The organism is Deinococcus sp. JMULE3 (assembly GCF_013337115.1).
Lineage (GTDB): Bacteria > Deinococcota > Deinococci > Deinococcales > Deinococcaceae > Deinococcus.
In genome coordinates, this window is sequence record NZ_SGWE01000004.1 from 1,331,979 (window position 1) to 1,356,749 (window position 24,771).

The window sequence follows — 24,771 nt, forward strand, 5'->3', positions numbered from 1 at the left end:
GTCTTGCGTTCAGGTCAGCGCAGGTCGGCAAGGATGGTGTCGATCACGCCCTGGAGGGTCAAAGGCCCGGTGTCGATGACGCGGGCGTCGGGGGCGGGGGCGCTCTGGGTGGTGTCGAGGCGGTCGCGTTCGGTGAGGGCGGCTTCGATGGCGGGGATGTCCTCGGGGCGTTCCTTCGCGCGGCGCTCGGCGCGGACGCGGGGGCTGGCGGTCAGGTAGAACTTGTGCGGCGCGTGCGGGAAGACGTTGGTGCCCATGTCGCGGCCCTCGGCAACGAGGGGGGCGGGCAGGGCGCGCAGCTGGTTGTCGACCCACTCGCGGATTTCGGGGAGGGCCGCGACGACGCTGACGCCGGTGTCCACGCGGGTGCTGTGAAGGTCGGCGGTCAGGTCATGGTCGGCGTTCCAGACGCGGTTGCCGCTGGCGAGGGGTTCCAGGCGAACGCCAGAGAGCAGGGGCAGCAGGGCACTGGCGTCGGCGAGGTCGGCCCCGGCCTCCAGGCCGAGGAGGGTCACAGCGCGGTACAGCAGGCCGCTGCTGACGTAGGGCACGCCGAGGGCCTGCGCGACGCCGGAGGAGACGCTGGATTTTCCGCTGGCGGCGACGCCATCAATGGTCACGATCATCAACTGCACAGTCTACTGCGCCTCGCCCTGACATTTCCCGCGGTGCACCCTTCGGGTGACGCGCTGCACGCGCAGCCCGCTAGACTGTCACAGACCATGAAACATGCTGCCCTGATCCTCACGGCCCTGCTGGCCCTGACCGCCTGCCAGAAGAAGGACGACGCGACCACGACCGACACGAAGACGGACACGGCCGCGACGGACACCACCCCGGCGACCGACACGCCCGCCACCGACACGAAGGCGGACGCGACACCCGCCGTCACGAAGCCCGGCCCCGTCCCCGCCGGGTACACCGAGGTGCCGTTCCTCACGACCGAACCCAAGCGCGAATTCAAGGCCGAGCCCGACATGGCCCTGACGGACGGCAAGGACTACTACGCGCTGATCGACACGAGCAGGGGGCAGATCCTGGCGGACCTGTACGAGCAGGAGACGCCGGTCACGGTGAACAACTTCGTGTTCCTGGCCCGCAACCACTACTTCGACGGGATCCGTTTCCACCGCGTGATCGACGGGTTCATGGCGCAGACCGGCGACCCCAAGAGCGTGGACGAGGAGAAGAAGGCCGAGTGGGGTACCGGCGGTCCCGGCTACCAGTTCGCGGACGAGTTCCGCCAGAAACTGACCTTCAACAGCGGCGGCATCCTGGCCATGGCGAACAGCGGCCCGGCCACGAACGGCAGCCAGTTCTTCATCACCTTCGAACCGACCGACTTCCTGAACGGCAAGCACACCATCTTCGGGAAGGTCGTGACCGGCGACGACCTGCTGCCGAAACTGACCCGCACCATGGATCAGAACAACGCCGAGGTGGCGGGCGCCGTGGCGGACCAGATCCTGACCGTGCGCATCCTGACCAAGGGCTGAAGTCCCGTTTCACGGCGGCGCGCTTCCCGTGCGGGGGCGCGCCGCTTTGTTCCCTACAGTTCCAGGTCAGTGGGGGTCGCACCGTGGGCGGGAATGGCGGTCAGCAGGACCTCGTACTTGCCGGTCACGAACACCTTGAAGCCGTGCTTCTGGAGGCCGCGCCGGGCGTTCGTGACGTCGGCGGCGAGCAGGCTCAGGTCCGGGCGGGCGTAGTTGCGCATGCGCGCGCCGTACGAGAGGGTGCCGTCCCGGTAGCGGGCGTTCGGGTACCCGAGGATCAGGCCGCCACCGGGCGTCAGGTGCTGGCGGCGCAGCGTGGCGAGCAGGACGTCCTGCCGCACGCCGGGGCTCTGGAGGAGGCTCAGGGCCAGGATCAGGTCGAAGCGGCCCAGGTCCGGGGGCAGGGCGTTCACGTCCGCAGCAAAGATGGTCGCCCGGGGCCAGCGTTCGCGGGCGGCCTGCGCGGCGGCCGGGTCGAGGTCCACGCCCACCACCTCGAAGGTGCGGTCCGGGAAGGCCAGCGGCAGGGCGTCCAGTTCATGCCCGGCATTCACGCCCAGCGCCAGCACCCGCCCGCCGGGTGGGGGGTTCACGCGGCGCAGCGCCTCGACGAAGGTCGCCAGGAAGATGGGGTCCTCCAGCTTGTTCACGCGGGCCCAGTCGCCGTCCGGGCCGTACCCGGCGTGATCGGGGTCGCGGGCGGGGGCGTGGGCGCGCAGGGTCAGGCGGACCCGCCCTCCCCTGCCCGGTCCGGGGTCAGGAGGTGCGCGTCGAGCAGGTCCGCGAGGTCCGTCCAGGTGCTCCAGGGGCGGTGCGTGCCGTGCGCGGTCGCCTCGCCCGCGTAGCGGCCCAGGCCCGCGTCGGGGTCGGGCACCTCGAAGGTCACCTCGCCCGCCGCGCGCAGCCGATCACGCACGGCGGGGAGGAGGACGCTCATGGGTTCTGTCGTGAAGCGCACCGGCCGGGTCAGTACCCGTGGTGCTTGACGACCGCGCCCTGGCCTTCCAGCCAGCGGGTGACGACGCCCACGGCGGCCTTCACGCCGGTCGTGATGATCGGCCCGCCGAACTTCGCGAGGCGCACGAGGTGCGTGCCGTCCTCGCGGGCGGTGATGCCGATCAGGACCTCCTGGGTCAGTTCGCCCTCGACGACGTGCGCCAGGACGACCCAGCCGTCGCGGCGCAGTCCGGCGTACAGGTCGAGCAGGATGACCGTCCACGCGCCACCCTCCTCCGCATTGCGGCTGCCGGGGTTGCGTTCGGTGACCTTCTCGAAGGCCTGGGGATTGAAGGTGTCGGGCAGGGTCAGGACGGCGTGGGGCACGGTGGTGGGGTCCTCCGGGTAGGGTGTGGTCGGCCCGTGTGGAACGGGCGCGTGGGCGGTGGGGATGAAGCGGGCGTGGTTGACGCCCAGGCCGAGGTCACGCCACTTCAGGGCGTACTTGGTTTCCAGCGCGGCAGCGGGCGGGGCGGTGCGTTCGACACGCATGACGCCGCTGGCCCCGGCCTGCTCGCACGCGAACTCGAAGTACTCGTCGTGGTCGGTGGTCAGGAGGATCATCCCGCCGGGTTTCAGGCGGCTGGCGGCCAGGCGGAAGAACGGGACGCGCAGGAGGCGGTGGTCGGTGTGTCCGGCCTTGGGCCAGGGGTCGGGGAAGTTCACGACGATCAGGTCCAGGCCCGCGTGCGGGATGACGGACCGCACGAGGACGTCGGCGGGCATCTTCGTGAGGATCGCGTTGTCCAGGCCCGCATCGCGCAGGCGGCGGTGCGCCTTCAGGAGCGACACGCCGGACAGTTCCACGCCGAGGTAGTTGGGCGCCTCGGGGAAGGTCGCGGCGAAGTGCGGCCAGAAGCGCCCGTCGCCGAATCCGACCTCCAGCACCCAGGGGCGGTCCGGGGTGTGCGGGTACAGGCGCGCGGCGGCGTCGGGGAACTGGAAGTCGCCGAGGCGGGCGATCATGCGCGCCCCCCGTTCAGGTCAGCCAGCAGGTCGTCGGCGAGGCGGGCTGCGTCTTGCAGCACGCTGTCGTACGTGTGCTCGCCGGGCGTGCACTGGCCCAGCATCCGCACGCGCTCCAGGCGGTTCACGCGGAAGCCGTCGAGTTCGCTGGGGGCGGGCGTCAGGAAGCGCACGTCGTAGGGCGGTTCGACGCCCTCGCCCTCGGCGCGGCGTTCCGCACCGATCAGCCAGATGCCGCTGGCGGTCAGGTCGTCCGCCAGGAAGTCGTACGCGACCTCGCTGAGCCGCCCGGCCTCGTCCATGGTGTCCCCCACGAGCAGGCGGCCCTTCAGGAACGCGCCGACGGCCAGCACGCCCAGCCGCGCGTGCAGTTTCGGGCCTTCCCAGGTGGACAGCACGATCTGCCCCCCTCCATCGGGCACAGTTTCCTCGTCCAGCGCGGTGACGGTGCTCTGGAGCAGGTGAATGCCGCTCGTCTCCTCCACGCGGGCCTTCAGGTGCCGGTGGAAGGTCCAGCCGTCCGTGTCGGGGTGCAGCGCGGCGCGCACCTCCTCGAACAGACTGCCCTGGGGGAAGGTCACGCCCGCCGTGGTCGGCTGGTACAGGTTCCCCAGGTGATCGAGCGCCTGCGACACCAGCAGTACGTCCAGCCCCGCGCGCGCCAGCCGCCACGCCAGCTCGGTGCCCGCCAGTCCGGCACCGACCACGGCCACGTCATACAGATGCCCCGGTTGCGGGCGACTTCTCGGAGAGGGCGAACCAAACATCACCCTCCAGTGTACGGTTTCGGAGGAAGTGGGGAGTGGAACGGCGCCTGCCCCCATCCACTCCCCATTTCCCACTGACCCCTTACCCTGGAGCGCATGTCCGACGACGCCCCGTCCAATTCCGGTTTCGCGTTCCGCTCGCAGGTGCGCGCGGGTGGGGAGCGGGTGCTGGCGTTCCTGGCGCGCGAGTACCGGCATTCGGACGCGGCGACGTGGGCCGCGAGGCTGGCGGCGGGTGAGGTGGAGGTGCGGGGCGTCGCCGCGCGGGGGGACGAGGTGCTGCGCGCCGGGGACGTGGTCGTGTGGCACCGCCCCCCGTGGCGGGAGGAGGCGGTCCCGCTGGACTACGCCGTGCTGCTGGAGGACGACGCGCTGGTCGCGGTCAGCAAACCGTCGGGCCTGCCGACGCTACCGGGCGCGGGGTTCCTGACGCACACGCTGCTCACGCAGGTGCGGCTGCGGTATCCGGGCGCGAGTCCGCTGCACCGGCTGGGGCGCGGCACGAGCGGCGCGGTGCTGTTCGCCCGCACGGGATCGGCGGGTGCGGCCCTGTCCCGCGCGTGGCGGGAACACGAGGTGGGGAAGATGTACCGCGCGCTGGCCGTGGGCGAACCGGAGTGGGACACGCTGGACATCCGCACGCCCATCGGGCCGGTGCCCCACCCGCGCCTGGGCAGCGTGTTCGCCGCCAGCGCCGGCGGGAAGGCGTCGCGCAGCGTGGCGACGGTGCGCGAACGCCGCGCCGGGCAGACGCTGCTGGACGTGGCGATCCACACCGGGCGACCCCACCAGATCCGCATTCACCTCGCCGCCGCCGGGCACCCGCTGGTGGGCGACCCACTGTACGGGCCGGGCGGCCGCCCGCTGCCGGACCTGCCAGGACTGCCGGGCGACCTGGGGTACCGGCTGCACGCCTGGACGCTGCACTTCACGCACCCCGTCACGGGAGAGGCCGTGCGGGTCGAGGCGCCGCCGCCGGATGCGCTGCGGACCGCGCCGGAACGCTGAACCCGGTGCAGACCGGCCTGAAGGGCGCCGCCTGTCAGACGCGGGAGAGGCGCGCCGGGTCATGATGACCGCATGGCCCCCGACCCGCCCGTCCCCACCCGCCGCGCCGCGTGGCGGGTCGCGGTGCGGGACAGCCTGCTGGGCGCCCCGGCGTGGCTGTACGCCCTGCTGACCCTGACGCTGCTGTCGGCCGCGCTGAGCGCCGTGGTCATCCAGGACGTCGCGCGGCACCAGCGGACCCTGCTGACCCTGGCCGACGCCCGCACGGCCGCGTTCGCGCTGAGTGCCGTCGAGTGGCAGGCCCGCGCGCGTGGCGAGCTGGACGCCGACCTGAGCGCCGAGGCCCGCGCGTGCCTCGCGGATCTGCGCCGGTTCACCGGTCAGCTCGGGCAGCTGAGCCGCGATGACCTGCTGCTCGCGCGGGTGCATCCACACGCCCCCGGGGATCACACGCTGAACAGGCAGGTCGCGGCGTACACCGGCGCCGTCCAGACCCTGCTGGACCTGATCGCACGCGGGCAACTGGAGGCCGCCGCGCAGGTGGACGAGACGCAGGTCGACCCGGCCTTCACGGCGCTGCGCGACCGCATCGGCGACGTCCGCGCCGCAGAGGAAGCCACCGTCGAGATCGGCCGTCAACTGACGCTGCTGCTGACGGCCCTGACCGCGCTGGGCGCGCTCGTCACGGCGGGCCTGCTCGCCGCACGCCTGAACCGCAGCCTGCATCAGGCCCGCGCGTGGCACGCCGAGGCCAAACGCCAACGGGAACGTGAGGAACGCGACCCGCTGACCGGCCTGTGGAACCGCCGCAGCCTGCAGCGGCAGTTCACGCTGGCGCAGGCGGCCGGGCCGCTGGGCGTGGCGGTGCTGGACCTCAACCGCCTGAAGGCCATCAACGATCTGGGCGGGCACGGCGCCGGGGACGCGCACCTGACCCGCGTCGCCCACGCGCTGCAGGCCGCGCTGCCCGAGGGGGGCGTCGCGGCCCGGCTGGGCGGGGACGAGTTCGTGCTGCTGCTGCCGCGCCTCACGGGCCATCAGACGACGCAACTGCTGGAGGACGTCGCCGCGCAGCTGAATTCGCCGGGCGACACCCTGCCCCCCTTCGCGGTGGGTGTCACGCAGGTCACGGCCGTCACGTCCCTGGAACGCGTGCTGGCCCTGGCGGACGCCGCCATGTACGAGGACAAGGAACGCCAGCGGGCCCAGGCGGGCCGCGACACCCGCCTGGGCGCCAGCGTGGAGGAATTCACCAGTCGCCTCGAACAGTTCGAGACGCCGCAGGAGGTCCTCGAGGAGGGACTGGGCATGGCGCGGGACATGCTGGGCTTCCAGGCCAGCACGTACCTGGAACGCCAGGGGGACACGTTCGTCCTGACCCGCCTGGACGGCGAGGTGCCCGCCCCGATGCGCGGCACCCTGGGGCAGCCTTTCACCGGGCGGCGCGGCCTGACCGCCGAGGTGATCGAGCACAGCGCCACCCGCTGGAGCAACGACTACCCGGCCGAACCGCACGTCCTGACCGCGTGGCTGGAGGGGGGCCTGAAGAGCATCCTGCTCGTCCCGGTGCGGTACGGGGGGCGGGTGATGGGCGTGATCAGCCTGCTGCACTTCGGCACGTGGCGGGTCGTGACCCCGCAGGCGCGGCGGCTGACCGAGGCGCTCGCGTCGCGGCTGGGGCACACCCTGGAGCAGCAGGCGGCGCTGGAGCACCTGCGGCACGCCGTGCAGGGCGGGCTGCTGGCGCTGGGCGCGGCGCTGGAGGAACGTGACCTGGAAACCGCCGGGCACACCGCGCGGGTCGTGACGCTCTCCGAACGGCTGGGCGCCCGCCTGGGCCTGGGCGAGACGGCGCTGCACGCCCTGCAGCAGGGCGCGTCCCTGCACGACATCGGCAAGCTGGCCATTCCCGACGCGATCCTCCTGAAGCCCGGCCCGCTGGACGCGCAGGAGTGGGAGGTCATGCAGCACCACGCCGCGCGCGGGCACGACATCGCGCACCGTCTGCAGGGGCTGCTGCCCGCCACGCTGGACGTCATCCGGCATCACCACGAGCACTGGGACGGCAGCGGGTACCCGGACCGCCTGCGCGGCGAGGAGATCCCACTGGCCGCGCGGATCTTCGCGGTGTGCGACGTGTACGACGCCCTGACCCACCCCCGCCCGTACAAGGCCGCGTGGCCGCACGAGCGGGCCGTCGCGGAGATCCGCGCGCGGCGCGGCACGCAGTTCGACCCGCAGGTCGTGGACACCTTCCTGACGCTGATCGAGGCCACGCGCGCCGCGCAGACAGACCCGCCGACAGACGCGCAGGAGCAGCCCCTCAGCCGCTCCTGACGTCCATCACATCCCGATTCAGATTTCCTGCAGGGGCAGTGCGGCCAGCCACGCGGGGACCTCGTCCGGGGGGTAGGTGTCGAACACCAGTCGGGTCAGGGACACCAGGGGGTAGCCCTGGAGGTCGCCGCCGTCGGCGCGGCGGTCCACGATGCAGGCGATACCCACGCAGCGGCCCCCGGCAGCCTCGGCAGCGCGCACGGCCTTCAGGACGCTCCCGCCGGTCGTGAGGACGTCCTCGACCGCGACGAAGGTCTCGCCGGGCTGCAGGGTGAAGGCCTCGCGGATCTTCATGCCGCCCTGCCCGTCCTTCTCGGCGAAGATCGCGCGGGTGCCGTAGTGCCGCGCGGTTTCGTACGCGAGGACGACGCCGCCCATGGCCGGGCCGATCACGAGCTGCGCGTCGATGCCCGCGCCGCGCAGCGCCCCGGCCAGCGCGCGGCCGATCTGCTCGGTGTACTGCGGGTACTGGAGGACGGTGGTGCTCTGCAGGAACTTGGGGCTGTGGCGGCCCGAGGCGAGCAGGAAATGCCCCTCGTGGTACGCGCCGGCCTGGCGGTACAGGTCGAGAATGTCAAGTGCAGCGGGGTCGGCGTGGGTCATGGTGCCAGTATCCCATTCCTGGCGGGCGGGGCCGGGCATCATGGCGCATGGACACCGTGACCTTTCCGGGAGGAGTGAAGCTGGGCGCGCGCCGCCGCCTGCTGGGCATTCCGCTGGCGCAGCTGGCGCGGGACGCCGCGCTCCAGCCCGAGCTGCTGCGCCGCCTGGAGGCCGGGGAGTTCGATCCGCGCAGCCTGCACCGCCTGGCGCGGCAGGTGCTGTCGCGCACGCTGGACACCACCCTCGACTGAACCGCTGGCCCCCGTGCGCGTAGGCCGGGTGGCGGATCCGCCCCGCGCGGCCCGCGCGGCATGCTGGTGACCCTGAAGGCTGTCTCAGCCTGCCGCCCGGCCGGGCAGGTCAGACTGAAGACCCGCCGCCCCCGACCTCTCCCCCACCCCCGGAGGACCCCCCGCGTGAATCAGGCGTTCGTGGATGCCAGCTGGCAGGAACAATCCGGTCCCGACGGCCTTGCGCGCGGCGTGGGCGGCTGGGGGCTGGTGCTGCTGCGCCCCGGCACGCTCCCCGCACGCTTCCAGGGGCAGCTGCTCGCGCCGGACAACAACGCCGCCGAGGTCCGCGCGGTGCTGGAGGCCGTCCGGGCCGCGCCCGCCGGGGAGGCCCTGACGGTCCACACGGACAATCAGGCGGTGATCGCGTCGGTCGGTCGGGGGCGCGGCCCGGCCCTGCTGGACGAGGACGCCCGCGAGGTGCACGCCGAGGCCCAGGCGCGCGGCGTGACCCTGCGGGTCGTGTACGCGCCCCGCACGCGCCGCCACATGCAGAGTGCCCACGATCTGGCGAACGACGCTCGGCGCGGCACCGGCGCCGCCGGGCTGCCCGGCGTGCAGTCGGACGTGCTGATCGAGCAGCGGCCCGCGCAGCCCGAGGCGCGCGTCAGCCTGCGCCGCCCCGGCGAGCGCGTCACCGCGCACGTCCCGCTGGACCTGAACTCCGACGTGCCACCCAGCGCGCAGGCCCTCCTGGCCGCCGTGGGCCTCGCGCTGCCCGGCGAGGCGCTCCTGATCCGCCGCGCCAGCCGCGTCGCGCAGGCCCTCTGGCAGCGGCCCGAGCGCGCCCTGCGGCCCGCCGCGCAGGCCCAGCTGCACCACGCCCGCCGCGCCGCCGACGAGAACGGCGTGCAGGTGGACTTCCTCGGCACCGGGTAGGGACGTTGATGGTTGAAAGTTGATGGGTGATGGAGCCCAGCCTCTTTCACCCATCAACCTTCAACCATTGACCTCAACAGCGGTACGCTGGTGGGTACATGAGGTTCTCTTCGTTCGCGGTGGAGTCGGGTGGGGTGAGTGCGCCGGGTGGGCAGGGGCCGGAGGTGCGCGTGTGGGGCGAGTCGGACGTGCTGGTGGTCAGCGCGCCGCTGCCCGGGGTGCTGCGGGTGCGGCTGTTCCCGGAGGCCCGCGCGAACGCGCTGGGGTTCCCGCGCATGCCGGTCAAGCGGAGTTTCGCGTTGCGGCCCGACCTGCCGGGCGGCGTGACGCTGAACGCCGCTGAACTGGACGACGACCTGCTGGTGATCGGCGGGGGGTTGTCGTTGCGGCTGGACCGCGCGAGTGGCGCGTGGCGGGTCTCGACGGGCAGCGGCGCGACCGAGCGGGTGCTGGTCAGTGCGCTGGGCTGGTCCGGTGAGGCGCCCACGCAGCGGCCCGCGCTGGACGCCGAACGGTTCAACCTGCGCCGCACGCGGCTGAACCTGGACGCCCAGGACGGCGCGATGTACCTGGGCTTCGGGGAGCGGGTGGGGCCGCTGGACAAGCGCGGGATGCACCTGACGTTCTGGAATACCGACTGCTACCCGCACCATACCGAGACGGACCCGCTGTACGTGTCGGTGCCGTTCACGACGGTGCTGCAGGATGGCCGGGCGCACGGGGTGTTCGTGGACGAGTCCTGGCGGATGGAGGTGGACGTGGCGCGCGCGCACCCGACCGAGCTGCGCTGGGCGTCCTCGGGGCCGGAGCTGGACGTGTACGTGCTGGCGGGGCCGCGCCCGGCGGACGTGCTGCGCCGCTACGCGGACCTGACCGGGTACGCGCCCATGCCGCCGCTGTGGGCGCTGGGCGCCGCGCAGAGCCGCTGGGGGTACCGCACGGCGGACGACCTGCGCGCCGTCATCCAGGGCTACCGGGACCGGAATTTGCCGCTGGACAGCGTGTACGTGGATATCGACTACATGGACGCGTACAAGGTCTGGACGGTCAGCGGCGCGAACTTCCCGGACCTGCGGGCCTTCGTGAAGGAGGCGGGCGCGCAGGGCGTGAAGCTCGTGCCGATCGTGGACCCCGGCGTGAAGCTGGAGGCCGGGTACGACGTGTACGAGGAGGCGATGAAGGGCGATCATCTGGTCCGCACGGCGCGCGGGGACGTGCTGGTCGGGGAGGTCTGGCCTGACCCGGCGGTGTTCCCGGACTTCACGCGGCCCGAGGTGGTCGCGTGGTGGGCCGGGCGGCACAAGGTCTTCGCGGACGCCGGGATTCAGGGGCAGTGGAACGACATGAACGAACCCGCGTGCTTCAGCCTGCGCCAGCCGCGCGAGACTGAGGGCAAGACCCTGCCGTACGACGCGCGGCACGGCACCCGCACGCACCTGGAGGTCCACAACGCGTACGCGAACGGCATGAGCGAGGCCAGCCGCCTGGGTTACGCGAAGTTCAGCCCGCAGATCCGCCCGTGGGTGCTGACCCGCGCCGGGTACGCCGGGATTCAGCGGCACGCGACCGTGTGGACCGGGGACAACACCGCCACGTGGTCCCACCTGGCCCTGAGCCTCCCGATGATCCAGGGGCTGGGCCTGAGCGGCATTCCGTTCGCGGCGGCGGACGTGGGCGGCTTCGCGGGGGACACGACCGGGGAGTTGCTGGCCCGCTGGTACCAGGCGGCGGTCGGGTACGCCTTCGTGCGCAACCACGCGGCGCTGGGCACCGCCGACCAGGAACCCTGGCGCTTCGGCGAGGCGGTCACGGACGTGATCCGCGCCGCGCTGGAGCTGCGCTACCGGCTGCTGCCGCACCTGTACACCCTGGCGCAGGGAGCGACCCGCACGGCGCTGCCCGTCATGCGCCCGCTGGCGCTGCACTGGCCCGCCGACGAGGACGCCGCGCGCGAGGACACCCAGTACCTGCTCGGCGAGGGCCTGCTGGTCGCACCGGTCCTGCGGGCCGGGCACCGGCGGCGACTGGTGTACCTCCCGGCCGGGCGCTGGGCGGCGGTGTTCAACCTGTCGCAGTTCGGCCCGATCCACGCGGGCGGGCAGCACGTCGTGGCGGACGCGCCGCTGCACACGCTGCCCATGTACCTGCGCGCCGGTGAGGCCATTCCCGTGACGGAGGCCGCGCCGCACACCACTTCGGCCCGCTGGGAGCGCCTGTCGTGGCTGATCCACGCAGGCCCGGCCGGGTTCATCGGGCAGCTGTTCGAGGACGCCGGGGACGGGCACACGGGCGGGCGCCTGACCCGGCTGGTCGGCGAGCGGCAGGGCGCGCGACTCGTCATCCGCCGCGAGGCCGAGGGCGACACCGGCAGCTTCGAGCAGCGGGAGACCATGCACGTCCTGGGACTGGGGCACGTCCGCGCCGTGCAGGGTGCGGCCAGCTTCGCCTACGAGGACGGTGTGCTGCGCCTGACCCTCCCGGCCCGCTGGCAGACCGTCACCCTGGACCTCGACCCGGACGACGAGGACGAGCAGGGCGAGCTGGACGCCCTCCCGGTGGACTGATGACCGGTCGACTGATGACGACCCACGATCACGATCCGGTGGGCGAACGTATCGAGGCGCTGCCCGGCTGGCGCGGCGACACCCTGCGCCGCGTCCGCGCCCTGATCCACGAGGCACTGCCCGGCGTGCAGGAGAGCGTGAAGTGGGCCAAAGCGACCTCGCCCGGCGTGCCGGTGTGGGAGCACGCGGGGATCATCTGCACGGGCGAGAGCTACGCGCGGGCCGTGAAACTCACGTTCCCGCGCGGGGCCAGCCTGCGCGACCCGGCGGGGCTGTTCAACGCCAGCCTGGACGGCAACGCCCGCCGCGCCATCGACCTGCCCGAGGGGGCCACGCTGGACGACGCGGCCTTCCGCGAGCTGATCCGCGCCGCCGCCGCCGCGAACGAGCAGGCGCAGGCGGCCCGGAAGAAGCCCCGCCTGACCTGAACGGTCAGGTCAGGCCGCGCGGGCGGCGTGCCGGACGCGGATGGCGAACAGCGCGGCGATCAGGTACTTGATCACGACGTCCGCGAAGATGATCTGCGCGATCTGCGCGGGCGGCATGTCGCCCCAGAAGGCCAGCAGGTTGAACAGCACGCTGTCCAGCGGGACGCTCACGGCGTTGCTTGCCAGGACGCGGGTCCACCAGTTGCGCTGGATGAGCCGCTGGTACACGGCGGTGTCCGCGAGTTCACCGGCCAGGATCGCCAGGAAGCTCGCGCCGATGAACCGCCACGGCGTGCCGGTCACGAGTGCCACGGCGGTGTTCACGAGCAGCGCCGCCGCGATGGCGATGTACACGGCGTTCAGGCCGCCCGCGCGGTGAATGCGGTCACGCAGCGTGAACACGGCCGCGAAGAAGATCGTGCCGACGCTCAGCAGGCCGTACACGGGCAGCGGAATGAAGGTGTTCAGCGTCAGGTTCGCCAGCAGGATGCTCAGGGCGTACAGGGCGATCAGCAGCAGCGGCAGCGCCGCCTTGGGTGCATGGGTCATGGGGACCTCGGGCCGGGATCGACAGGACAGGTCGAGCGGCAACGCAGGCGCGCGGGGGGCGCCTGGACGGAAACGGACAGGGGGATACGGTCGGGTGGAGCGGGCGGAACCAGCAGAGTCCCGGGGACGGGGCCTGCCGCGCACCCCAGAGCATAACTCGGACTCCCACCACACCGAAGCCCGTGCTACGCTGGCGGCACGTAGGGACGCGGTCCGCTCCATCTGATGGAGTTCCCTCTCCAAGACCGAACCGAGTGACGTAGACAATTCAGCTGACGTGTCGCTGCCCCGGGGCAGCCAGACCTCCGCTCTCCTGACGGGCCGCAGCCGCATGATGCCCGCTCCAAGGCTGCCCACCATGTACCGATGTGAAGTCTGCCAGCAGGTTCAACCTGCCGGTGAACCCTGCCTGATGATGACCGTCCAGACGCGCCCCATCCAGTACCCACCCCGCAGCAGCGTGTACCCTCCCCGACCTGAACCTCAGGACCTGTTGCGCCGCAGGAAACGCCGGGGCAAGCCCCGCAGGGGTCAGCGGCGGGACGATCCCGGGGGGCAGGGCACGGCGTGCGTCCGTGAAGTCCGCTGCTGCGCGCGGTGCGCGGCCCGGCCACAGCGCACCTGAACGTCAGGCGCACCACCCTCAGCGTCCGCCGCTGACGTCGAGGGTGGTGCCGGTCACGTACGCCGCCTGCGGGGACAGCAGCCAGAGGATGGCCTGCGCGACCTCGTCGGGCGTGCCGCCGCGGCCCAGGGGGACGCTGGCGGCGAGCCGCGCCACGCGACCCGGTTCGCCGCCCAGCGCGTGGATGTCCGTCTCGATCAGGCCGGGGCGGACGCCGCACACGCGGATGCCCTCGGCGGCGACCTCGCGGGCCAGGCCGACGGTCAGGGTGTCCACGGCACCCTTCGAGGCGGCGTAGTCGACGTACTCGCCGCCCGACCCGAGGACGGCCGCGCGGGAGGAGACGTTCACGATCACGCCGCCCGGCCCGCCGTGCCGGGTGGAGAGTCGCCGGACAGCCGCGCCCGCGCAGAGGAATGCGCCGATCACGTTCGTGCTGAGCACCCGCTGGAGGCGGGCGGCGTCGAGTTCGTCCACGCGCGCCTGCCGTTCGAGCGTCCCGGCGTTGTTCACCAGGGCGTGCAGGCCCCCCAGTCCGGTCTGCACGGTGTCGAAGAGGCGTTCCACGTCGTCGGGGTTGCCCACGTCGGCCTGGACGGCCAGCGCGCGGCCTCCGGCGGCCTCGATCTCCCGGACGATTCCGGCAGCGGCTTGCGCGTCCTGGCGGTAGCCCAGACCCACCGCGTACCCGGCCTGCGCGGCGAGGCGGGCGGTGGCCGCGCCGATGCCCCGGCTGCCACCCGTGATGAGGACGGTGGTCATGGGCGCGCCGGGCCGTACGTGAGCAGGAGGACGCCCGCGCCCAGTGAGCGGGTCTCCAGCAGGGTCAGGGGGAGGTGCTCCAGCGTGTCGAAGATCCGCTTCCCGTGACCCACGACGACCGGGAAGACCATCAGGCGCAGTTCGTCCACCAGTCCGTGCCGCAGCAGCGTCTGCGCGAGGGTGCCGCTGCCGTACACCAGCAGCGGGCCGCCCGGCTGAGCCTTCAGGGCCTGCACGTCGGCCACCACGTCCGGCCCCAGCGCGGTGGCGTTCCACCCGAGCGGGCCGGGGCGGGTGGTCGCCACGTGTTTGGGCAGGGCGTTCATGCGGTCCGCGAACGCACCGGTGGCGGTCAGCCAGTAGGCCGCGAATTCCTCGTAGGTGGTGCGGCCCAGCAGCAGCGCGCCGCTGGCGAACAGTTCGTCGCGTTTGAACGGGCCGTCGTCCGGGCGGTAGGGCGCACGCCACGGCGAGTGTTCCTCGTACACGCCGTCCAGGGACACGAATTCGGTGACGATCAGGGGACGCACGCGTGACCTCCTTAAACGGGTTCGATGCGGATACGGGTGTTGTGGAAGGTGCTGCCGCCCCCCAGATCGGTCAGGGTCTGCGCGGTGAGTTCGTTGATGCTGCGGCCGTCCGGCGCGCTGAGGCCCCACCAGGTGCCCTCCAGGATGGCCGCGCCGGGCTGCGCGGCGTCCGTGACCTTCACGCGGCGCTGCACGCTCCCGATCTCGCTGGTCAGCGTGGCGAGCGCCCCGTCGGTCACGCCGGACGCCTGCGCGTCACCTGGGTGCAGCAGCAGGTGCGGCTCGTTCCCCTCGGCGCGGTTGAGGTTCGCCAGGTTGCCGTACGTGCTGTTCAGGAAGTGATGCGCGGGCGGCGTGAGCAGCCGCACCGGGTACTCGGCGTTCAGGCCCGCCAGGGGTTCGCGGTGGGCGGGCGCGGGGCTGAGCTGCACCTTCCCGCTGGGCGTCTCCGCGCCGTGCGCGTACGGCAGGAAGCCGTCGGGGAGGTTCAGGCGGACGCTGCCCTCGGCCCTCAGGCGCTCGGGGGTGATCCCGGCCAGCAGGGGGTGGTCGCTGGCCAGCAGTTCCTCCAGCAGGTCGTCCACCGTCCAGTACACGCTGGGCTCGGTGATGCCCAGGCGGCGCGCGAGTTCCTGGAACACCCAGGAGTTCGGGCGGGCCTCGCCGGGGGCGTCCAGCGTGGCGGGGTTGTACCCCAGCCAGTGGTGGCCGTAGCTGGTGTACACATCGGCGTGCTCGGCGAACGTCGTGGCGGGCAGCAGGTAGTCCGCCAGCCGCGCCGTCTCGGTCATCGCCTGTTCCAGCACGACCACCAGCAGGTCGTCCCGTTGCAGCCCCGCTCGGACCCGCCCGGCGTCCGGGGCGACGACCGCCGGGTTGCAGTTGTAGATGAACGTGGCCCCGAAGTCCCGGTCCGGGTGCAGGGCGGCGGCGTACTCGTTCATGTTCACGCGCGCCGCGTCCGGGCGGATCAGGTGCGCGGCCCCCAGCAGGGCGCGGTTCAGCCGGAACGCACCGCTGGTGCTCAGGGTGCAGCCTCCGCCCCGATGCCGCCAGTCGCCCGTCAGCGCCGGGATCAGCGTCACCGCGCGGAGGTTCGTGCCGCCATGCTCGTGGCGGGTCATGCCGTACCCCACCCGGAAGTACGTGGGCCGCGTCGTGCCGACCGCGCGGGCGAACGCACGGATCACGTCCGCGTCCAGCCCGGTGACCTCGGCGGTGCGTTCGGGCGTCCACTCGCGGGCCGCCTCACGCAGTTCCTCCACGCCGGTGGTCGCCTCGGCGATGTACGCCTCGTCCGTCCAGCCGTGCGCAAACAACTCGTGCATCACGCCCAGGGCCAGCGCGGCGTCCGTGCCGGGAATGATCTTCAGGTGCTCGTCCGCGAAGGCCGCCGTGCGGTTGCGGTACGGGTCCACGCACACGATCCGCGCCCCGGCCTTGCGGGCCGCCGTCAGGTGCGGCGTCAGGTGACTGTTCGTGCTCAGGGAATTGATGCCCCACAGCACGATCAGCCGCGCGTGCGCCACGTCCGCCGGGTCCACCCCGAAGCGCGTGCCGTAGCCCAGGCTCCAGGCCTCGGTGCCCGCCGTGGCGCAGATCGTCTCGTCCAGTTCCGGGGCGCCCAGCGCACGGAACAGCGCGTGCACGTGCGTGCCCTCCATCAGGCCCATCGTGCCCGCGTAGTTGTAGCGCAGGACGCTGCCCGGCCCGCGCGTGTCCAGCAGGGTGCGCAGGCGCGCGGCGATGTCGTCCAGCGCCTCGTCCCACGTCACGCGCGCCCAGACCGGCTCGGCCTCCGTCTTCGCGTTCACGCGTTTCAGCGGGTACAGCGGCCGGTCCGGGTGATTCGCGCGGGCCGGGTAATGCACCGTCTTCGCACACGCGAAGCCCCTCGTGACCGGGTGCGCGGCGTCCCCCGTCACCTTCAGCATCCGCTCCGGCCCGCCCGGCGCGTCGCGGCCCACCGTGACCTTCAGGCGGCAGGCGTCCGGGCAGTCCAGCGGGCAGGTCAGCAGCACATCACGCGAAAGGGAGTCGGGCGCGGTCATACCGCGAGGATACCCGCCCCACCCCTGCACCGGGAGGGCCGGTTCAGGCGGACGCAGCCGGTGAGGTGGCGGGTGAAGTGGGGGGCAGACCACTAGGCCATCTGGCCTGCCCGGCGGGCTTCTGCCGCGCGCGGGCCTGGCGGGCCGGTATGGTGACCGTCACGGACAACAGGAGGCAGTCATGCTGGATGAGGCGTTGGTGGCGCAGGTGCTGGGCGTGGCCCGGCGGGGCGGGGCGGACTTCGCGGAGCTGTTCGTGGAGGACCGCGTGAATACGGCCCTGCGGCTGCATCAGGGGGAACTGCGGGACGCGCGGGACGGGAACCTGTTCGGGGCGGGCGTGCGGCTGCTGTACGGCACGCAGGTCGTGTACGCGTACACGAACGACGTGACGGCGACCGGGCTGCTGGAGCTGGCGCGGCAGGTGGCGCAGGCACGCGGGGACGCGGGCGTGACGGACGGGGGCGGCGCGGGTGGCCTGGATTTCACGCGGGTGGACGTGACGCCCATGCAGGTGGCGCGCGAGCATCCGCTGCACGCGGAGAAGGCGCAGAAGCTGGCGCTGATGCGCCGCGCGCACGCGGCGGCCGCCAGCGTGGGGGCGGTGCGGACGGTGGATGTCCACTACCTGGACATGGTGCAGCGCGTCCTGATCGCGAACTCCGAGGGGTTGTGGGCGGAGGACGAGCGGCTGAGCACGCGGATTGCCTGCACCGCCATTGCGCAAGGCGGCACGGACCGCGCCACGGGGTCATCCAACCCCGGTGCGGGGCGCGGCCTGGAGTTCTTCGAGGAGCGCCCGCCCGAGGAGATCGGCGCGGAGGCCGCGCGGATCGCGAACGCCATGCTGGGCGCGGCGTATGCCCCGGCGGGCAAGTACCCGGTCGTGATCGGGAACGCGTTCGGCGGCGTGATCTTCCACGAGGCGTGCGGGCACATCCTGGAGACGACCGCGGTGGAGAAGAACGCCAGCGTGTTCGCCGGGAAGATCGGGCAGCGCATCGCGCACGACTGCGTGACGGCCGTGGATGACGGCACGATTCCCGGCGCGTGGGGTGCGCTGGGCGTGGATGACGAGGGCATGGTTCCGCAGCGCACCACCCTGATCGAGCGGGGCGTGCTGAAGTCGTACATGGTGGACCGCGTGGGGCACCTGAAGACCGGTGAGGCCCGCACGGGCAGCGGGCGGCGCGCCAGTTACCGCTTCGCGCCCGCGAGCCGCATGCGCAGCACGTTCATCGACGCCGGGAACAGCACGCCCGAGGAACTGATCCGGGGCGTGAAGCACGGCATCTACGCGCGCACCATGGGCGGCGGGAGTGTCGTGCCGGGCACCGGGGATTACAACTTCTCGGTGAACGAGGCGTACATGATCCGTGGGGGCGAGGTGGCTGAACCGCTGCGGGGCGCGGCGCTGGTGGGGAATGGCGCGCAGGACCTGATGAACATCGTGGGGGTCGCCGGGGACCTGCGGCTGGGGCAGGGCATGTGCGGCAGCGTGTCCGGCAGCCTGCCGACCGACGTGGGGCAGCCGCACATCCTGATCTCGGAGATCACCGTGGGGGGCCGCGCATGACCCGCAACCTGAACCGCGCGCCGGACGCGCAGCTGTCCCTGGAAGGGGCTCAAACTTTCCTGCTGGGACTGGCCCGCGCGCGGGGACTGGCACTGGAGGTGTTCGCGCAGCGTGAGCAGGACACCAGCGTCAGTGCGCTCAGGGGCGAGGTGACGAAGTTCCAGCTGTCCACGCAGCAGGGCGTGGCGCTGCGCGTCCTGCGGGGCGGCGCGTGGGGGGAGAGCTTCACGGAGAACCTGAGCGAGGCGGCGCTGGAGCGCGCCCTGGACCGCGCGGCGGAGAACGCCGAGCTGACGGTGCCCGAGGCGGGCGCGGCGCTGGTGAACTGGCCCCCACCGGCCGCGATGGACCTCAGTGGCGAGGGCCTGAGCGGCGTGATGGTCGCGCAGAAGGTCGCGGCGGCCCTGGACCTGGACCGCGTGGCAGCCGGGGCCGACCCGCGCGTGGTGAGCGTCCCGTACGGTGGCTATGAGGACAGTGTGCGGGACTGGCAGGTGGCGAACACGAGCGGGCTGGACCGCCGCGCGCAGGCGCTGTACGCGATCACCGAGGTCTACCCGCTGCTGTCGGAGAACGGTCAGAGCAAGATGGACGGCGACTGGCAGTTCACGCGGGAGTTCACGCAGCTGGACCCTACCCGCACCGCGCTGACGGCCGTGGAGCGCACGGCGGCACTGCTGGGCGCGCAGCCCGCGCCGAGCGGGGCGTTCCCGGTGTGGATCACCGGGCGGGCCATGGCGGAACTGCTGGGCCTGTTCGCCCCGATGTTCAGTGGCCGCATGATCGAGGAGGGCAAGAGCCCCCTGGCCGGGCGGGTGGGCGAGGTGATCGCCGCGCCGGGCGTGACCCTGATGGACGACGCGACGCTGGAGACGGGGCTGCTGGCCCGCCCGTTCGACGCGGAGGGCTGCCCCAGCGCGCCCCTGACGCTGGTGGAGGGCGGCCTGCTGAAGGCCGTGATGCACAATCAGGGCACCGCCGCCCGTGCGGGCGTGGACAGCACCGGGCACGCCCAGCGGTACGGTCTGGGCGGCCCGGTGGGTGTGGGGCACAGCAATCTTTTCCTGGTGCCGCATGCGACCGGGGCGGACGCGCCGACCGCCTCGTTCAGCGGGATTCAGCTACTCGGTGTCAGTGGCGGGCACGCGGGCGCGAGCGCCGTGACCGGGGACTTCAGCCTGGAGGCCAGTGGCTTCCTCGTGCAGGAGGGCGAGCGGCAGCATGCGCTGGACGTGTTCACGGTCGCCGGGAACTTTCTGGATCTGCTGCGTGACGTGCAGTGGGTGGGGGCGGACCTGCACTGGACGTACCTGGGCACCGGCGCGCCGGACGTTCTCGTCGGCGCCCTGTCTATCGCAGGACAGTGACGGGCCGGGGAGTGGCGCCCGTCACGGGAACGCCCGCCACTCTCCTTCCGAAACGACCTGGGTCACGCCGTCCACGATACGCAGGGCGCTCTGATCGTCGAGGGCGTAGGCGGGCCCGCCGATCTGCGCGGCCCACGCCTCGGCGTTCGCCATGCGGTTGTCGGGGAAGTCGGGGTAGTTCAGGTGCGGGAAGATCGAGACGTCCACGAGGCCCAGGCCCCGGTCGTCGCCGTCCGCGCTGGGCCAGGACACGAACTGCGGGCCTATGCGGGGCGTCAGGACCATGCTCCCGGCGCTCACACCGACCCACACGGTGTCCGTCAGGTCGGGCAGCAGGTCGGCCAGCCCGGACTGACGTAGCCAGTGGGCCAGGAACGCCGCGTCGCCGCCGTCCACGAGCAGCACGTCGGCGGCCCGCACCCACGCCTCCCAGCGGTCGCGGGGGCGGTGCGGCAGGGCCAGGAGTTCCAGCAGGCCCACGCTGGCCCAGCCCAGATCGACCATCGGGGCGGGGCTGCGTCCGGCGACGAAACGCCACGCGCTGCCGGGCGTGCACCAGGGGTGGCCGTGCTGCGCGGTGGGAATGCACAGCGCATGACACTCGGCGGTGGGTCTGCCCAGCATCTCCTCAAGCGCGGCGTGAATGCTGGCGTTCGTGACCCCACCGGACGTGAGCAGGTACTTCATGGGGCCTCCTGGGTGAGGGCGGACGTGTCCCACACGGTCAGAACGTTCCCGGACCCGGCGAAGGTCGCCGAGCGGATCAGGCGGAACTGCACCGGGGGGCGGCCGGTGAACAGTGGCGTGCCGCCGGGCCCGGCCAGCAGCGGGAAGGTGGTCAGGTGCAGTTCGTCCACCAGTCCGCGGGCCAGCAGGTCGTTCCACAGCAGGCGGCTCAGGAGGATCAGCAGCGGTCCGCCCGGCTGGCCCTTCAGGGTGCGGACGGTGCCCGGCGCGTCGGCCACGCGGACGGCGCGGGCGTTCGGGAAGGCGGTCAGGTCGGCGGGGGTCAGGTGGTCGGACACGATGATCACCTCGATCTGCGCGATGCGGCGCGCGAAGGCCCGGCGGACATTGGTCGCGCCCGGGTCGGTCAGGACGCCCTGCCAGTACCGCAGGTTGTTCCGCGCGGACTCGTGCCCGGCCAGCAGCAGCGTGCCCGCGCGCTCCAGCAGCGACAGCGTGTAGTGATCGAACCCGTCGTCGGCGTGGTAGTCGGGGTGCTGGTACGTAAACAGCGGCGCGAGGGTCCGGCCAGCGTCCTCGTAGCAGCCGTCCAGCGTGACGAAATTACAGACGATCAGTGGGCGCATGTGGGGGGCACCTCCGACATTCAGGGGCGGGCGGTGATCTGCTGGACGGTCCAGCCGTTGCCGTCGGGGTCCTGGAAGGACAGGAAGCCCACGAAGTTCAGGTCGTCGTCGGGCGTGGCGGGGCGGGGGGTGGGGCCACCGCGCACCTGAATGTCGGAGACGGGCACGCCGCGCGCGAGCAGTTCGGCGTGCGCGGCGCGCAGGTCGTTCACGACGAGCTGCATGCCCCGGAGGGTGCCGGGCGGCATGGGCCGCAGCGCGGAGCCGATCACGACGCTGCACCCGGAGCCGCGCGGCGTGAACTGGATGAGGCGCTGGCCGCCGCGCACGGTGTCGTGGTCGACGTGAAAGCCCAGCCCGTCGGCGTAGAAGGCGCGGGCGCGGTCGAGGTCCGTGACGGGCACCACGATGACTTCCAGGGTCCAGTTCATGCCGGGAGGTTCACCTGCCAGGACACGCCGTGCGGGTCTTGCAGCCACGCGAAGCGGGTGCTGAAGCCGTAGTCGTCCGGGGGCATCAGGTACTCGCCGCCTGCCCCGAGGGTGTCGCACACCCGGTCGAATTCCTCGCGGGTGTCGCAGTCGAGGAACAGGGACGTGGACGGCGTGAACGTGAACGCGTGTGGGATGGGCGAGTCGGTGACGCGCACGCGCTGCCCGCTCAGGTCCAGTTCGGCCAGTTGCACGCGCCCGCCCAGGGTGTCCTGGCGGTGCAGGAGGCGCGCGCCGGGCAGGGTGAGGTACAGCGCCAGGGCGGGGGCGGCCTGTCCCTGGAACATCAGGAAGGGCGTGACGGCGCGCATCAGTGGGTGGCGGGGAGGATGTTCATCATCCAGTGGTGCCCGTAGCGGTCGGTCAGCTGCCCGAAAGTGCCGCCCCAGAACGAGGGGCTCAGGGGGTGCGTGACCGCGCCGCCCTGCGCCAGTGCGTCGAAGACCTGCCGGGCGTGTTCGGGGTCGTGGCTGGTCAGCGCCAGGGTGACGCTGTGGGTGCGGCCCACGTCCCCGGTCATGTCCGAGGCACTCAGGGTCAGGGCGCCGCTGGTGAGGCTGCCGTGCAGGATGCGGTTCTGCTGGTCGGGGGGAAGTGCGCGGCGACCGGGGAGTCCGCGATGGTCATGAGGTCCAGGGTGCCGCCAAGACAGGACCGGTAGAACTCCAGGGCCTCGCGGGCCTGTCCGTCGAAGCCGAGGTAGGGGTGCAGCTGCATGGGTGACCTCCCGGCGGGAGGGCGTCCCACCTGAATGTGGTGAATCTGACGATGCAGGATTAGCCTAAAACAGAATCAACCCGATCGCAAGTGGCGACAGAAAAATGGGAGAGAGGACTGCCTCTCCCCCGTTCCACTGATGTGCGCTTACTGCAGGATGCCGCGCGCCACGAACGCCGCCTTCACGGTGGCCGCCGCGCCCGCGCCGTACATGGTCTGCGCGGCGTTCACGGTGTGCTGCGCGGCCGCCGCGAAGGTCGTGTCGGGCGCAAAATCGAACTGCGCGTTGATGATGATCCGGTCGGCCATGCGGACATCATTCAACCCCCGGCGGATGTCCCACAGCGCGCGGGACCAGATCTCCCCGTCGGCGTGCACCGAGCCGCGGACGTCCTCGGGGTAGTGCTTGTCCGTGTCGGTGCGGCGCAGGCAGTGCGGTGCGGCCGTGGTGTAGCTCACGGCGTCCCAGTCGGCAATACAGGCGAGCGGCGCGTTGATGGGCGCGCCGTTCGCCCGCGCCACGGCCTCCCCGACCGTCAGCGCGAGGTAATCCCCGAACGCCTCGCCGATGCTCCCGGCTTCCAGGCTGGTCCCGAAGCCCGGCACCTGCGCGTTGTGCACCGCGTGCCCGTACTCGTGCACGATCACCTCGCCGTCCTCGGCGTCGTCCACGCCGCCCTTGCCCAGGCGGATGATGTCCGGCTGGTCGTTCTGGTACGAGTTGTCGATGCCGTACTGACTGACCTTCAGCGCCTGCTGCCGCCTGTTCACGGGCCGCAGTTCGCTGCCGAAGCCCAGCGACTGGATGTACTTCTGCGCCTCGGTCACCCAGAAGTACGCCATGACCTGCTCGAAGCCGTCCTGATCCCGCGTGAAGTTGAACGGCCCGCTGCCGTACACGGGCGTGCCGGTCTCGCTGACGACCTTGGCGTAGTCGCCGCTCAGGTACCCGCTGCCGTCCAGGTTCGTCAGGGTGACGTTGAAGTACGCGCTGGCGGGCACGGCGGCCGCGCTGTCCTTCCCGTCCGTCAGGTTCTGGTTCCCGGTGGTCTGCACGGGGTTCGGCACGAACGCCCGCGCCGCGACCGAGGTCAGGCCCGTGGCGGGCTTGCCGTTCCCGCCCTGCGCGCTCAGCGTGCCGCCCGCCGGGGTCTGCCCGCAGGCGGCGAGCAGCGAAAGACCGAGGAGTCCCGTCAGGGCCGACCGTACAGTGAGTTTCATGGTGCGCGCAGTCTACCCCCACCCGCCGGGGGGAACGGAAACCGCACATCCTCACCCCCGGACGGGTGGGCAGAATGGTGAGTTCGTGTCGCGGGCCCGATTTCGGCTCAGCGGACGGGGCGGCGCTGGTACAGCTCGACGACGCGCCGCAGGAACTTCAGGCCCGGCGTGAGACTGCTGGCCTGCACCCACTCGTCGGTGCGGTGCGCGTTCCCGCCGCGGTACACCCCGGCGGCCAGGGACGGCAGGTCGTGCGGGACGGCGGCGTTCGCGTCGGTGCTGCTGCTCGCCACGCGCAGGTCGATGCGGCCCTCGCGGCTGGCATCCCGCACGAGGTCCAACAGCGCGTCCCCGCGCAGGTCCCCGCCGGGGCGGTCCCCGACGCGTTCCAGGTGCAGTTTCACGCCCGCCTCGCGCGCGGCGGCGTGCAGGGCGGCCACGGCGCGGCGGTCCAGGTCCGCCAGGACCTCGCCGTCCAGGGAGCGCAGGTCGAGCAGCAGGTCGGCGGTGCCCGCGATGGAGTTCACGCTGGTGCCGCCCGACGCGACGCCCACGTTCAGGGTGGTACGCGGGTTCACCGGCAGGTGCAGGGCGTACAGGGCGCTGATCGCGCGGCCCAGGGCGTGCAGGGCGCTGGGCGCCTGATCCCCCCAGGAGTGCCCGCCGGGGCCGATGAACGTGGCGCGGTAGCGGCGCACGCCCACGGCGCGGGTCACGGCGATGCCCAGGTAGCCGTCCACCGCCAGGAACGCGCCCAGCTGTGGCCGGTGCGCGGCGATCAGGTGCTTGGCGCCGCGCAGGTCGCCCAGGCCTTCCTCGCCGACGTTCGCGGCGATCCACAGCGGGCGGCGCAGCGCGGCGGGTCGCTCGCGCAGGTCGCGCAGCAGCGCGGTCATGACGGCGAGGCTGGCGCTGTTGTCCCCCACGCCCGGCCCCACCAGACGCCCGCCCTCCTCGCGGACGGTGACGTCGGTGTCCTCGTCGAACACGGTGTCGAGGTGCGAGGCGAGCAGCAGCGCCGGGAGGCCCTCGGTGCCGGGGGGCGTGATCCGGGTCAGGACGTTGCCGACCTCGTCGCGCTGCACCGCGTAGCCCAGGTCCGTCCACAGGCCCGCGATCAGGTCCGCGCGCCGCTCCTCGTGGAAGGTCGGGGCGGGCGTCTGGGCGATGCGGGTGAGGTACGTCAGGGGCATTGCGCGCCATTGTACGTGCGCCCGGGGCGGCCGGAACGGGAA

27 protein-coding genes are annotated in these 24,771 nt (G+C 72.4%); 9 read left to right on the forward strand and 18 right to left on the reverse strand.

Features of this window, described 5'->3' with window-relative positions; translation table 11 throughout:
• Positions 1 to 14 precede the first annotated feature (14 nt).
• Positions 15 to 626 carry a (d)CMP kinase gene (gene cmk / locus EXW95_RS09360; protein WP_174367229.1) on the reverse strand — a complete coding sequence of 204 codons (612 nt, stop codon included), beginning with the start codon at positions 624 to 626 and terminating at the stop codon, positions 15 to 17.
• Between the two features lie 96 nt (positions 627 to 722).
• Between cmk and EXW95_RS09365 the strand changes: the two genes are divergently transcribed.
• Positions 723 to 1,496, forward strand: coding sequence for a peptidylprolyl isomerase (locus EXW95_RS09365; RefSeq protein ID WP_174367230.1), 774 nt, complete (start codon positions 723 to 725; stop codon positions 1,494 to 1,496).
• Between the two features lie 53 nt (positions 1,497 to 1,549).
• On the opposite strand, the gene EXW95_RS09370 is transcribed toward EXW95_RS09365, so the two are convergent.
• The 4 genes from EXW95_RS09370 to EXW95_RS09380 all read right to left on the reverse strand — a co-directional run bounded on the left by EXW95_RS09370 (position 1,550) and on the right by EXW95_RS09380 (position 4,225).
• Positions 1,550 to 2,146, reverse strand: a complete 597-nt coding sequence (locus tag EXW95_RS09370) for a class I SAM-dependent methyltransferase (RefSeq protein WP_371809989.1) — start codon at positions 2,144 to 2,146, stop codon at positions 1,550 to 1,552.
• Positions 2,147 to 2,217: 71 nt separating this feature from the next.
• Positions 2,218 to 2,433 carry a hypothetical protein gene (locus EXW95_RS21345; protein ID WP_371809990.1) on the reverse strand — a complete coding sequence of 72 codons (216 nt, stop codon included), beginning with the start codon at positions 2,431 to 2,433 and terminating at the stop codon, positions 2,218 to 2,220.
• A gap of 29 nt (positions 2,434 to 2,462) precedes the next feature.
• Positions 2,463 to 3,458, reverse strand: coding sequence for a tRNA (guanosine(46)-N(7))-methyltransferase TrmB (locus EXW95_RS09375; RefSeq protein WP_174367231.1), 996 nt, complete (start codon positions 3,456 to 3,458; stop codon positions 2,463 to 2,465).
• On the reverse strand, positions 3,455 to 4,225 hold the full coding sequence (locus EXW95_RS09380) for an FAD-dependent oxidoreductase (protein WP_174367232.1): 771 nt from the start codon (positions 4,223 to 4,225) through the stop codon (positions 3,455 to 3,457). Before EXW95_RS09380 ends, EXW95_RS09375 begins: the two co-directional genes overlap by 4 nt.
• A gap of 96 nt (positions 4,226 to 4,321) precedes the next feature.
• On the opposite strand from EXW95_RS09380, the gene EXW95_RS09385 reads away from it, so the two are divergent.
• On the forward strand, positions 4,322 to 5,233 hold the full coding sequence (locus tag EXW95_RS09385) for an RluA family pseudouridine synthase (RefSeq protein ID WP_174367233.1): 912 nt from the start codon (positions 4,322 to 4,324) through the stop codon (positions 5,231 to 5,233).
• Between the two features lie 72 nt (positions 5,234 to 5,305).
• Positions 5,306 to 7,570, forward strand: a complete 2,265-nt coding sequence (locus EXW95_RS09390; protein WP_174367234.1) for an HD domain-containing phosphohydrolase — start codon at positions 5,306 to 5,308, stop codon at positions 7,568 to 7,570.
• An 18-nt stretch (positions 7,571 to 7,588) separates the two neighbouring features.
• On the opposite strand, the gene pyrE is transcribed toward EXW95_RS09390, so the two are convergent.
• Complete coding sequence (pyrE, locus tag EXW95_RS09395; RefSeq protein ID WP_174367235.1) at positions 7,589 to 8,173, reverse strand: orotate phosphoribosyltransferase; 585 nt, start codon at positions 8,171 to 8,173, stop codon at positions 7,589 to 7,591.
• 47 nt (positions 8,174 to 8,220) lie between these two features.
• Between pyrE and EXW95_RS09400 the strand changes: the two genes are divergently transcribed.
• The 4 genes from EXW95_RS09400 (at position 8,221) to EXW95_RS09415 (ending at position 12,334) form a co-directional block, all read left to right on the forward strand.
• Entirely contained in the window at positions 8,221 to 8,424 is a 204-nt protein-coding gene (locus EXW95_RS09400; RefSeq protein WP_058974842.1) for a hypothetical protein, read from the forward strand.
• Between the two features lie 165 nt (positions 8,425 to 8,589).
• Positions 8,590 to 9,342 carry a ribonuclease H gene (locus EXW95_RS09405; RefSeq protein WP_174367236.1) on the forward strand — a complete coding sequence of 251 codons (753 nt, stop codon included), beginning with the start codon at positions 8,590 to 8,592 and terminating at the stop codon, positions 9,340 to 9,342.
• Between the two features lie 98 nt (positions 9,343 to 9,440).
• Positions 9,441 to 11,906: a glycoside hydrolase family 31 protein gene (locus EXW95_RS09410; RefSeq protein ID WP_174367237.1), complete on the forward strand. Its 2,466-nt coding sequence runs from the start codon at positions 9,441 to 9,443 to the stop codon at positions 11,904 to 11,906.
• On the forward strand, positions 11,906 to 12,334 hold the full coding sequence (locus EXW95_RS09415; RefSeq protein ID WP_174367238.1) for a DUF1801 domain-containing protein: 429 nt from the start codon (positions 11,906 to 11,908) through the stop codon (positions 12,332 to 12,334). Before EXW95_RS09410 ends, EXW95_RS09415 begins: the two co-directional genes overlap by 1 nt.
• A gap of 9 nt (positions 12,335 to 12,343) precedes the next feature.
• Here the strand turns inward: EXW95_RS09415 and EXW95_RS09420 are convergent, their stop codons facing one another.
• From EXW95_RS09420 to EXW95_RS09435, 4 genes are all read right to left on the reverse strand, one after another.
• Positions 12,344 to 12,883 carry a VUT family protein gene (locus EXW95_RS09420; protein WP_174367239.1) on the reverse strand — a complete coding sequence of 180 codons (540 nt, stop codon included), beginning with the start codon at positions 12,881 to 12,883 and terminating at the stop codon, positions 12,344 to 12,346.
• A gap of 643 nt (positions 12,884 to 13,526) precedes the next feature.
• Complete coding sequence (locus EXW95_RS09425) at positions 13,527 to 14,270, reverse strand: SDR family oxidoreductase (RefSeq protein ID WP_174367240.1); 744 nt, start codon at positions 14,268 to 14,270, stop codon at positions 13,527 to 13,529.
• Positions 14,267 to 14,800 carry a dihydrofolate reductase family protein gene (locus EXW95_RS09430; RefSeq protein WP_174367241.1) on the reverse strand — a complete coding sequence of 178 codons (534 nt, stop codon included), beginning with the start codon at positions 14,798 to 14,800 and terminating at the stop codon, positions 14,267 to 14,269. The genes EXW95_RS09425 and EXW95_RS09430 overlap by 4 nt, the downstream gene beginning before the upstream one ends.
• Positions 14,801 to 14,811: 11 nt before the next feature.
• Positions 14,812 to 16,851, reverse strand: a complete 2,040-nt coding sequence (locus tag EXW95_RS09435; protein ID WP_174367242.1) for a molybdopterin oxidoreductase family protein — start codon at positions 16,849 to 16,851, stop codon at positions 14,812 to 14,814.
• A gap of 181 nt (positions 16,852 to 17,032) precedes the next feature.
• On the opposite strand from EXW95_RS09435, the gene EXW95_RS09440 reads away from it, so the two are divergent.
• Both EXW95_RS09440 and EXW95_RS09445 read left to right on the forward strand, forming a co-directional pair.
• Positions 17,033 to 18,427 (forward strand): TldD/PmbA family protein, encoded by a 1,395-nt coding sequence (locus EXW95_RS09440; RefSeq protein ID WP_174367243.1) that lies wholly within the window; start codon positions 17,033 to 17,035, stop codon positions 18,425 to 18,427.
• A complete protein-coding gene (locus EXW95_RS09445; RefSeq protein ID WP_174367244.1) occupies positions 18,424 to 19,794 on the forward strand; it encodes a TldD/PmbA family protein in 1,371 nt (456 codons plus the stop codon). The genes EXW95_RS09440 and EXW95_RS09445 overlap by 4 nt, the downstream gene beginning before the upstream one ends.
• A 21-nt stretch (positions 19,795 to 19,815) precedes the next feature.
• Here EXW95_RS09445 and EXW95_RS09450 read toward each other — a convergent pair whose 3' ends face one another.
• The 8 genes from EXW95_RS09450 to EXW95_RS09485 all read right to left on the reverse strand — a co-directional run bounded on the left by EXW95_RS09450 (position 19,816) and on the right by EXW95_RS09485 (position 24,729).
• Positions 19,816 to 20,481, reverse strand: coding sequence for a Type 1 glutamine amidotransferase-like domain-containing protein (locus EXW95_RS09450; RefSeq protein WP_174367245.1), 666 nt, complete (start codon positions 20,479 to 20,481; stop codon positions 19,816 to 19,818).
• Positions 20,478 to 21,107, reverse strand: coding sequence for a dihydrofolate reductase family protein (locus tag EXW95_RS09455; RefSeq protein ID WP_174367246.1), 630 nt, complete (start codon positions 21,105 to 21,107; stop codon positions 20,478 to 20,480). The genes EXW95_RS09450 and EXW95_RS09455 overlap by 4 nt, the downstream gene beginning before the upstream one ends.
• A 20-nt stretch (positions 21,108 to 21,127) precedes the next feature.
• Positions 21,128 to 21,538, reverse strand: a complete 411-nt coding sequence (locus EXW95_RS09460; protein WP_174367247.1) for a VOC family protein — start codon at positions 21,536 to 21,538, stop codon at positions 21,128 to 21,130.
• Positions 21,535 to 21,909 carry a VOC family protein gene (locus EXW95_RS09465; RefSeq protein WP_174367248.1) on the reverse strand — a complete coding sequence of 125 codons (375 nt, stop codon included), beginning with the start codon at positions 21,907 to 21,909 and terminating at the stop codon, positions 21,535 to 21,537. Before EXW95_RS09465 ends, EXW95_RS09460 begins: the two co-directional genes overlap by 4 nt.
• A complete protein-coding gene (locus EXW95_RS09470) occupies positions 21,909 to 22,118 on the reverse strand; it encodes a hypothetical protein (protein ID WP_174367249.1) in 210 nt (69 codons plus the stop codon). The genes EXW95_RS09465 and EXW95_RS09470 overlap by 1 nt, the downstream gene beginning before the upstream one ends.
• A 17-nt stretch (positions 22,119 to 22,135) precedes the next feature.
• A complete protein-coding gene (locus EXW95_RS09475) occupies positions 22,136 to 22,315 on the reverse strand; it encodes a hypothetical protein (RefSeq protein ID WP_174367250.1) in 180 nt (59 codons plus the stop codon).
• Positions 22,316 to 22,462: 147 nt separating this feature from the next.
• Positions 22,463 to 23,536, reverse strand: a complete 1,074-nt coding sequence (locus tag EXW95_RS09480) for a M36 family metallopeptidase (RefSeq protein WP_174367251.1) — start codon at positions 23,534 to 23,536, stop codon at positions 22,463 to 22,465.
• Between the two features lie 107 nt (positions 23,537 to 23,643).
• Positions 23,644 to 24,729: a M20/M25/M40 family metallo-hydrolase gene (locus tag EXW95_RS09485; protein ID WP_174367252.1), complete on the reverse strand. Its 1,086-nt coding sequence runs from the start codon at positions 24,727 to 24,729 to the stop codon at positions 23,644 to 23,646.
• Positions 24,730 to 24,771: the final 42 nt, after the last annotated feature.

Coding starts and splice junctions, on each gene's coding strand:
- cmk (WP_174367229.1), bottom strand. CDS start 626: ATGATCGTGACCATTGATGGCGTCGCCGCCAGCGGAAAATCCAGCGTC.
- EXW95_RS09365 (WP_174367230.1), top strand. CDS start 723: ATGAAACATGCTGCCCTGATCCTCACGGCCCTGCTGGCCCTGACCGCC.
- EXW95_RS21345 (WP_371809990.1), bottom strand. CDS start 2,433: ATGAGCGTCCTCCTCCCCGCCGTGCGTGATCGGCTGCGCGCGGCGGGC.
- EXW95_RS09375 (WP_174367231.1), bottom strand. CDS start 3,458: ATGATCGCCCGCCTCGGCGACTTCCAGTTCCCCGACGCCGCCGCGCGC.
- EXW95_RS09380 (WP_174367232.1), bottom strand. CDS start 4,225: ATGTTTGGTTCGCCCTCTCCGAGAAGTCGCCCGCAACCGGGGCATCTG.
- EXW95_RS09385 (WP_174367233.1), top strand. CDS start 4,322: ATGTCCGACGACGCCCCGTCCAATTCCGGTTTCGCGTTCCGCTCGCAG.
- EXW95_RS09390 (WP_174367234.1), top strand. CDS start 5,306: ATGGCCCCCGACCCGCCCGTCCCCACCCGCCGCGCCGCGTGGCGGGTC.
- pyrE (WP_174367235.1), bottom strand. CDS start 8,173: ATGACCCACGCCGACCCCGCTGCACTTGACATTCTCGACCTGTACCGC.
- EXW95_RS09400 (WP_058974842.1), top strand. CDS start 8,221: ATGGACACCGTGACCTTTCCGGGAGGAGTGAAGCTGGGCGCGCGCCGC.
- EXW95_RS09410 (WP_174367237.1), top strand. CDS start 9,441: ATGAGGTTCTCTTCGTTCGCGGTGGAGTCGGGTGGGGTGAGTGCGCCG.
- EXW95_RS09415 (WP_174367238.1), top strand. CDS start 11,906: ATGACCGGTCGACTGATGACGACCCACGATCACGATCCGGTGGGCGAA.
- EXW95_RS09420 (WP_174367239.1), bottom strand. CDS start 12,883: ATGACCCATGCACCCAAGGCGGCGCTGCCGCTGCTGCTGATCGCCCTG.
- EXW95_RS09425 (WP_174367240.1), bottom strand. CDS start 14,270: ATGACCACCGTCCTCATCACGGGTGGCAGCCGGGGCATCGGCGCGGCC.
- EXW95_RS09435 (WP_174367242.1), bottom strand. CDS start 16,851: ATGACCGCGCCCGACTCCCTTTCGCGTGATGTGCTGCTGACCTGCCCG.
- EXW95_RS09440 (WP_174367243.1), top strand. CDS start 17,033: ATGCTGGATGAGGCGTTGGTGGCGCAGGTGCTGGGCGTGGCCCGGCGG.
- EXW95_RS09445 (WP_174367244.1), top strand. CDS start 18,424: ATGACCCGCAACCTGAACCGCGCGCCGGACGCGCAGCTGTCCCTGGAA.
- EXW95_RS09450 (WP_174367245.1), bottom strand. CDS start 20,481: ATGAAGTACCTGCTCACGTCCGGTGGGGTCACGAACGCCAGCATTCAC.
- EXW95_RS09455 (WP_174367246.1), bottom strand. CDS start 21,107: ATGCGCCCACTGATCGTCTGTAATTTCGTCACGCTGGACGGCTGCTAC.
- EXW95_RS09460 (WP_174367247.1), bottom strand. CDS start 21,538: ATGAACTGGACCCTGGAAGTCATCGTGGTGCCCGTCACGGACCTCGAC.
- EXW95_RS09465 (WP_174367248.1), bottom strand. CDS start 21,909: ATGCGCGCCGTCACGCCCTTCCTGATGTTCCAGGGACAGGCCGCCCCC.
- EXW95_RS09470 (WP_174367249.1), bottom strand. CDS start 22,118: ATGACCGGGGACGTGGGCCGCACCCACAGCGTCACCCTGGCGCTGACC.
- EXW95_RS09475 (WP_174367250.1), bottom strand. CDS start 22,315: ATGCAGCTGCACCCCTACCTCGGCTTCGACGGACAGGCCCGCGAGGCC.
- EXW95_RS09480 (WP_174367251.1), bottom strand. CDS start 23,536: ATGAAACTCACTGTACGGTCGGCCCTGACGGGACTCCTCGGTCTTTCG.
- EXW95_RS09485 (WP_174367252.1), bottom strand. CDS start 24,729: ATGCCCCTGACGTACCTCACCCGCATCGCCCAGACGCCCGCCCCGACC.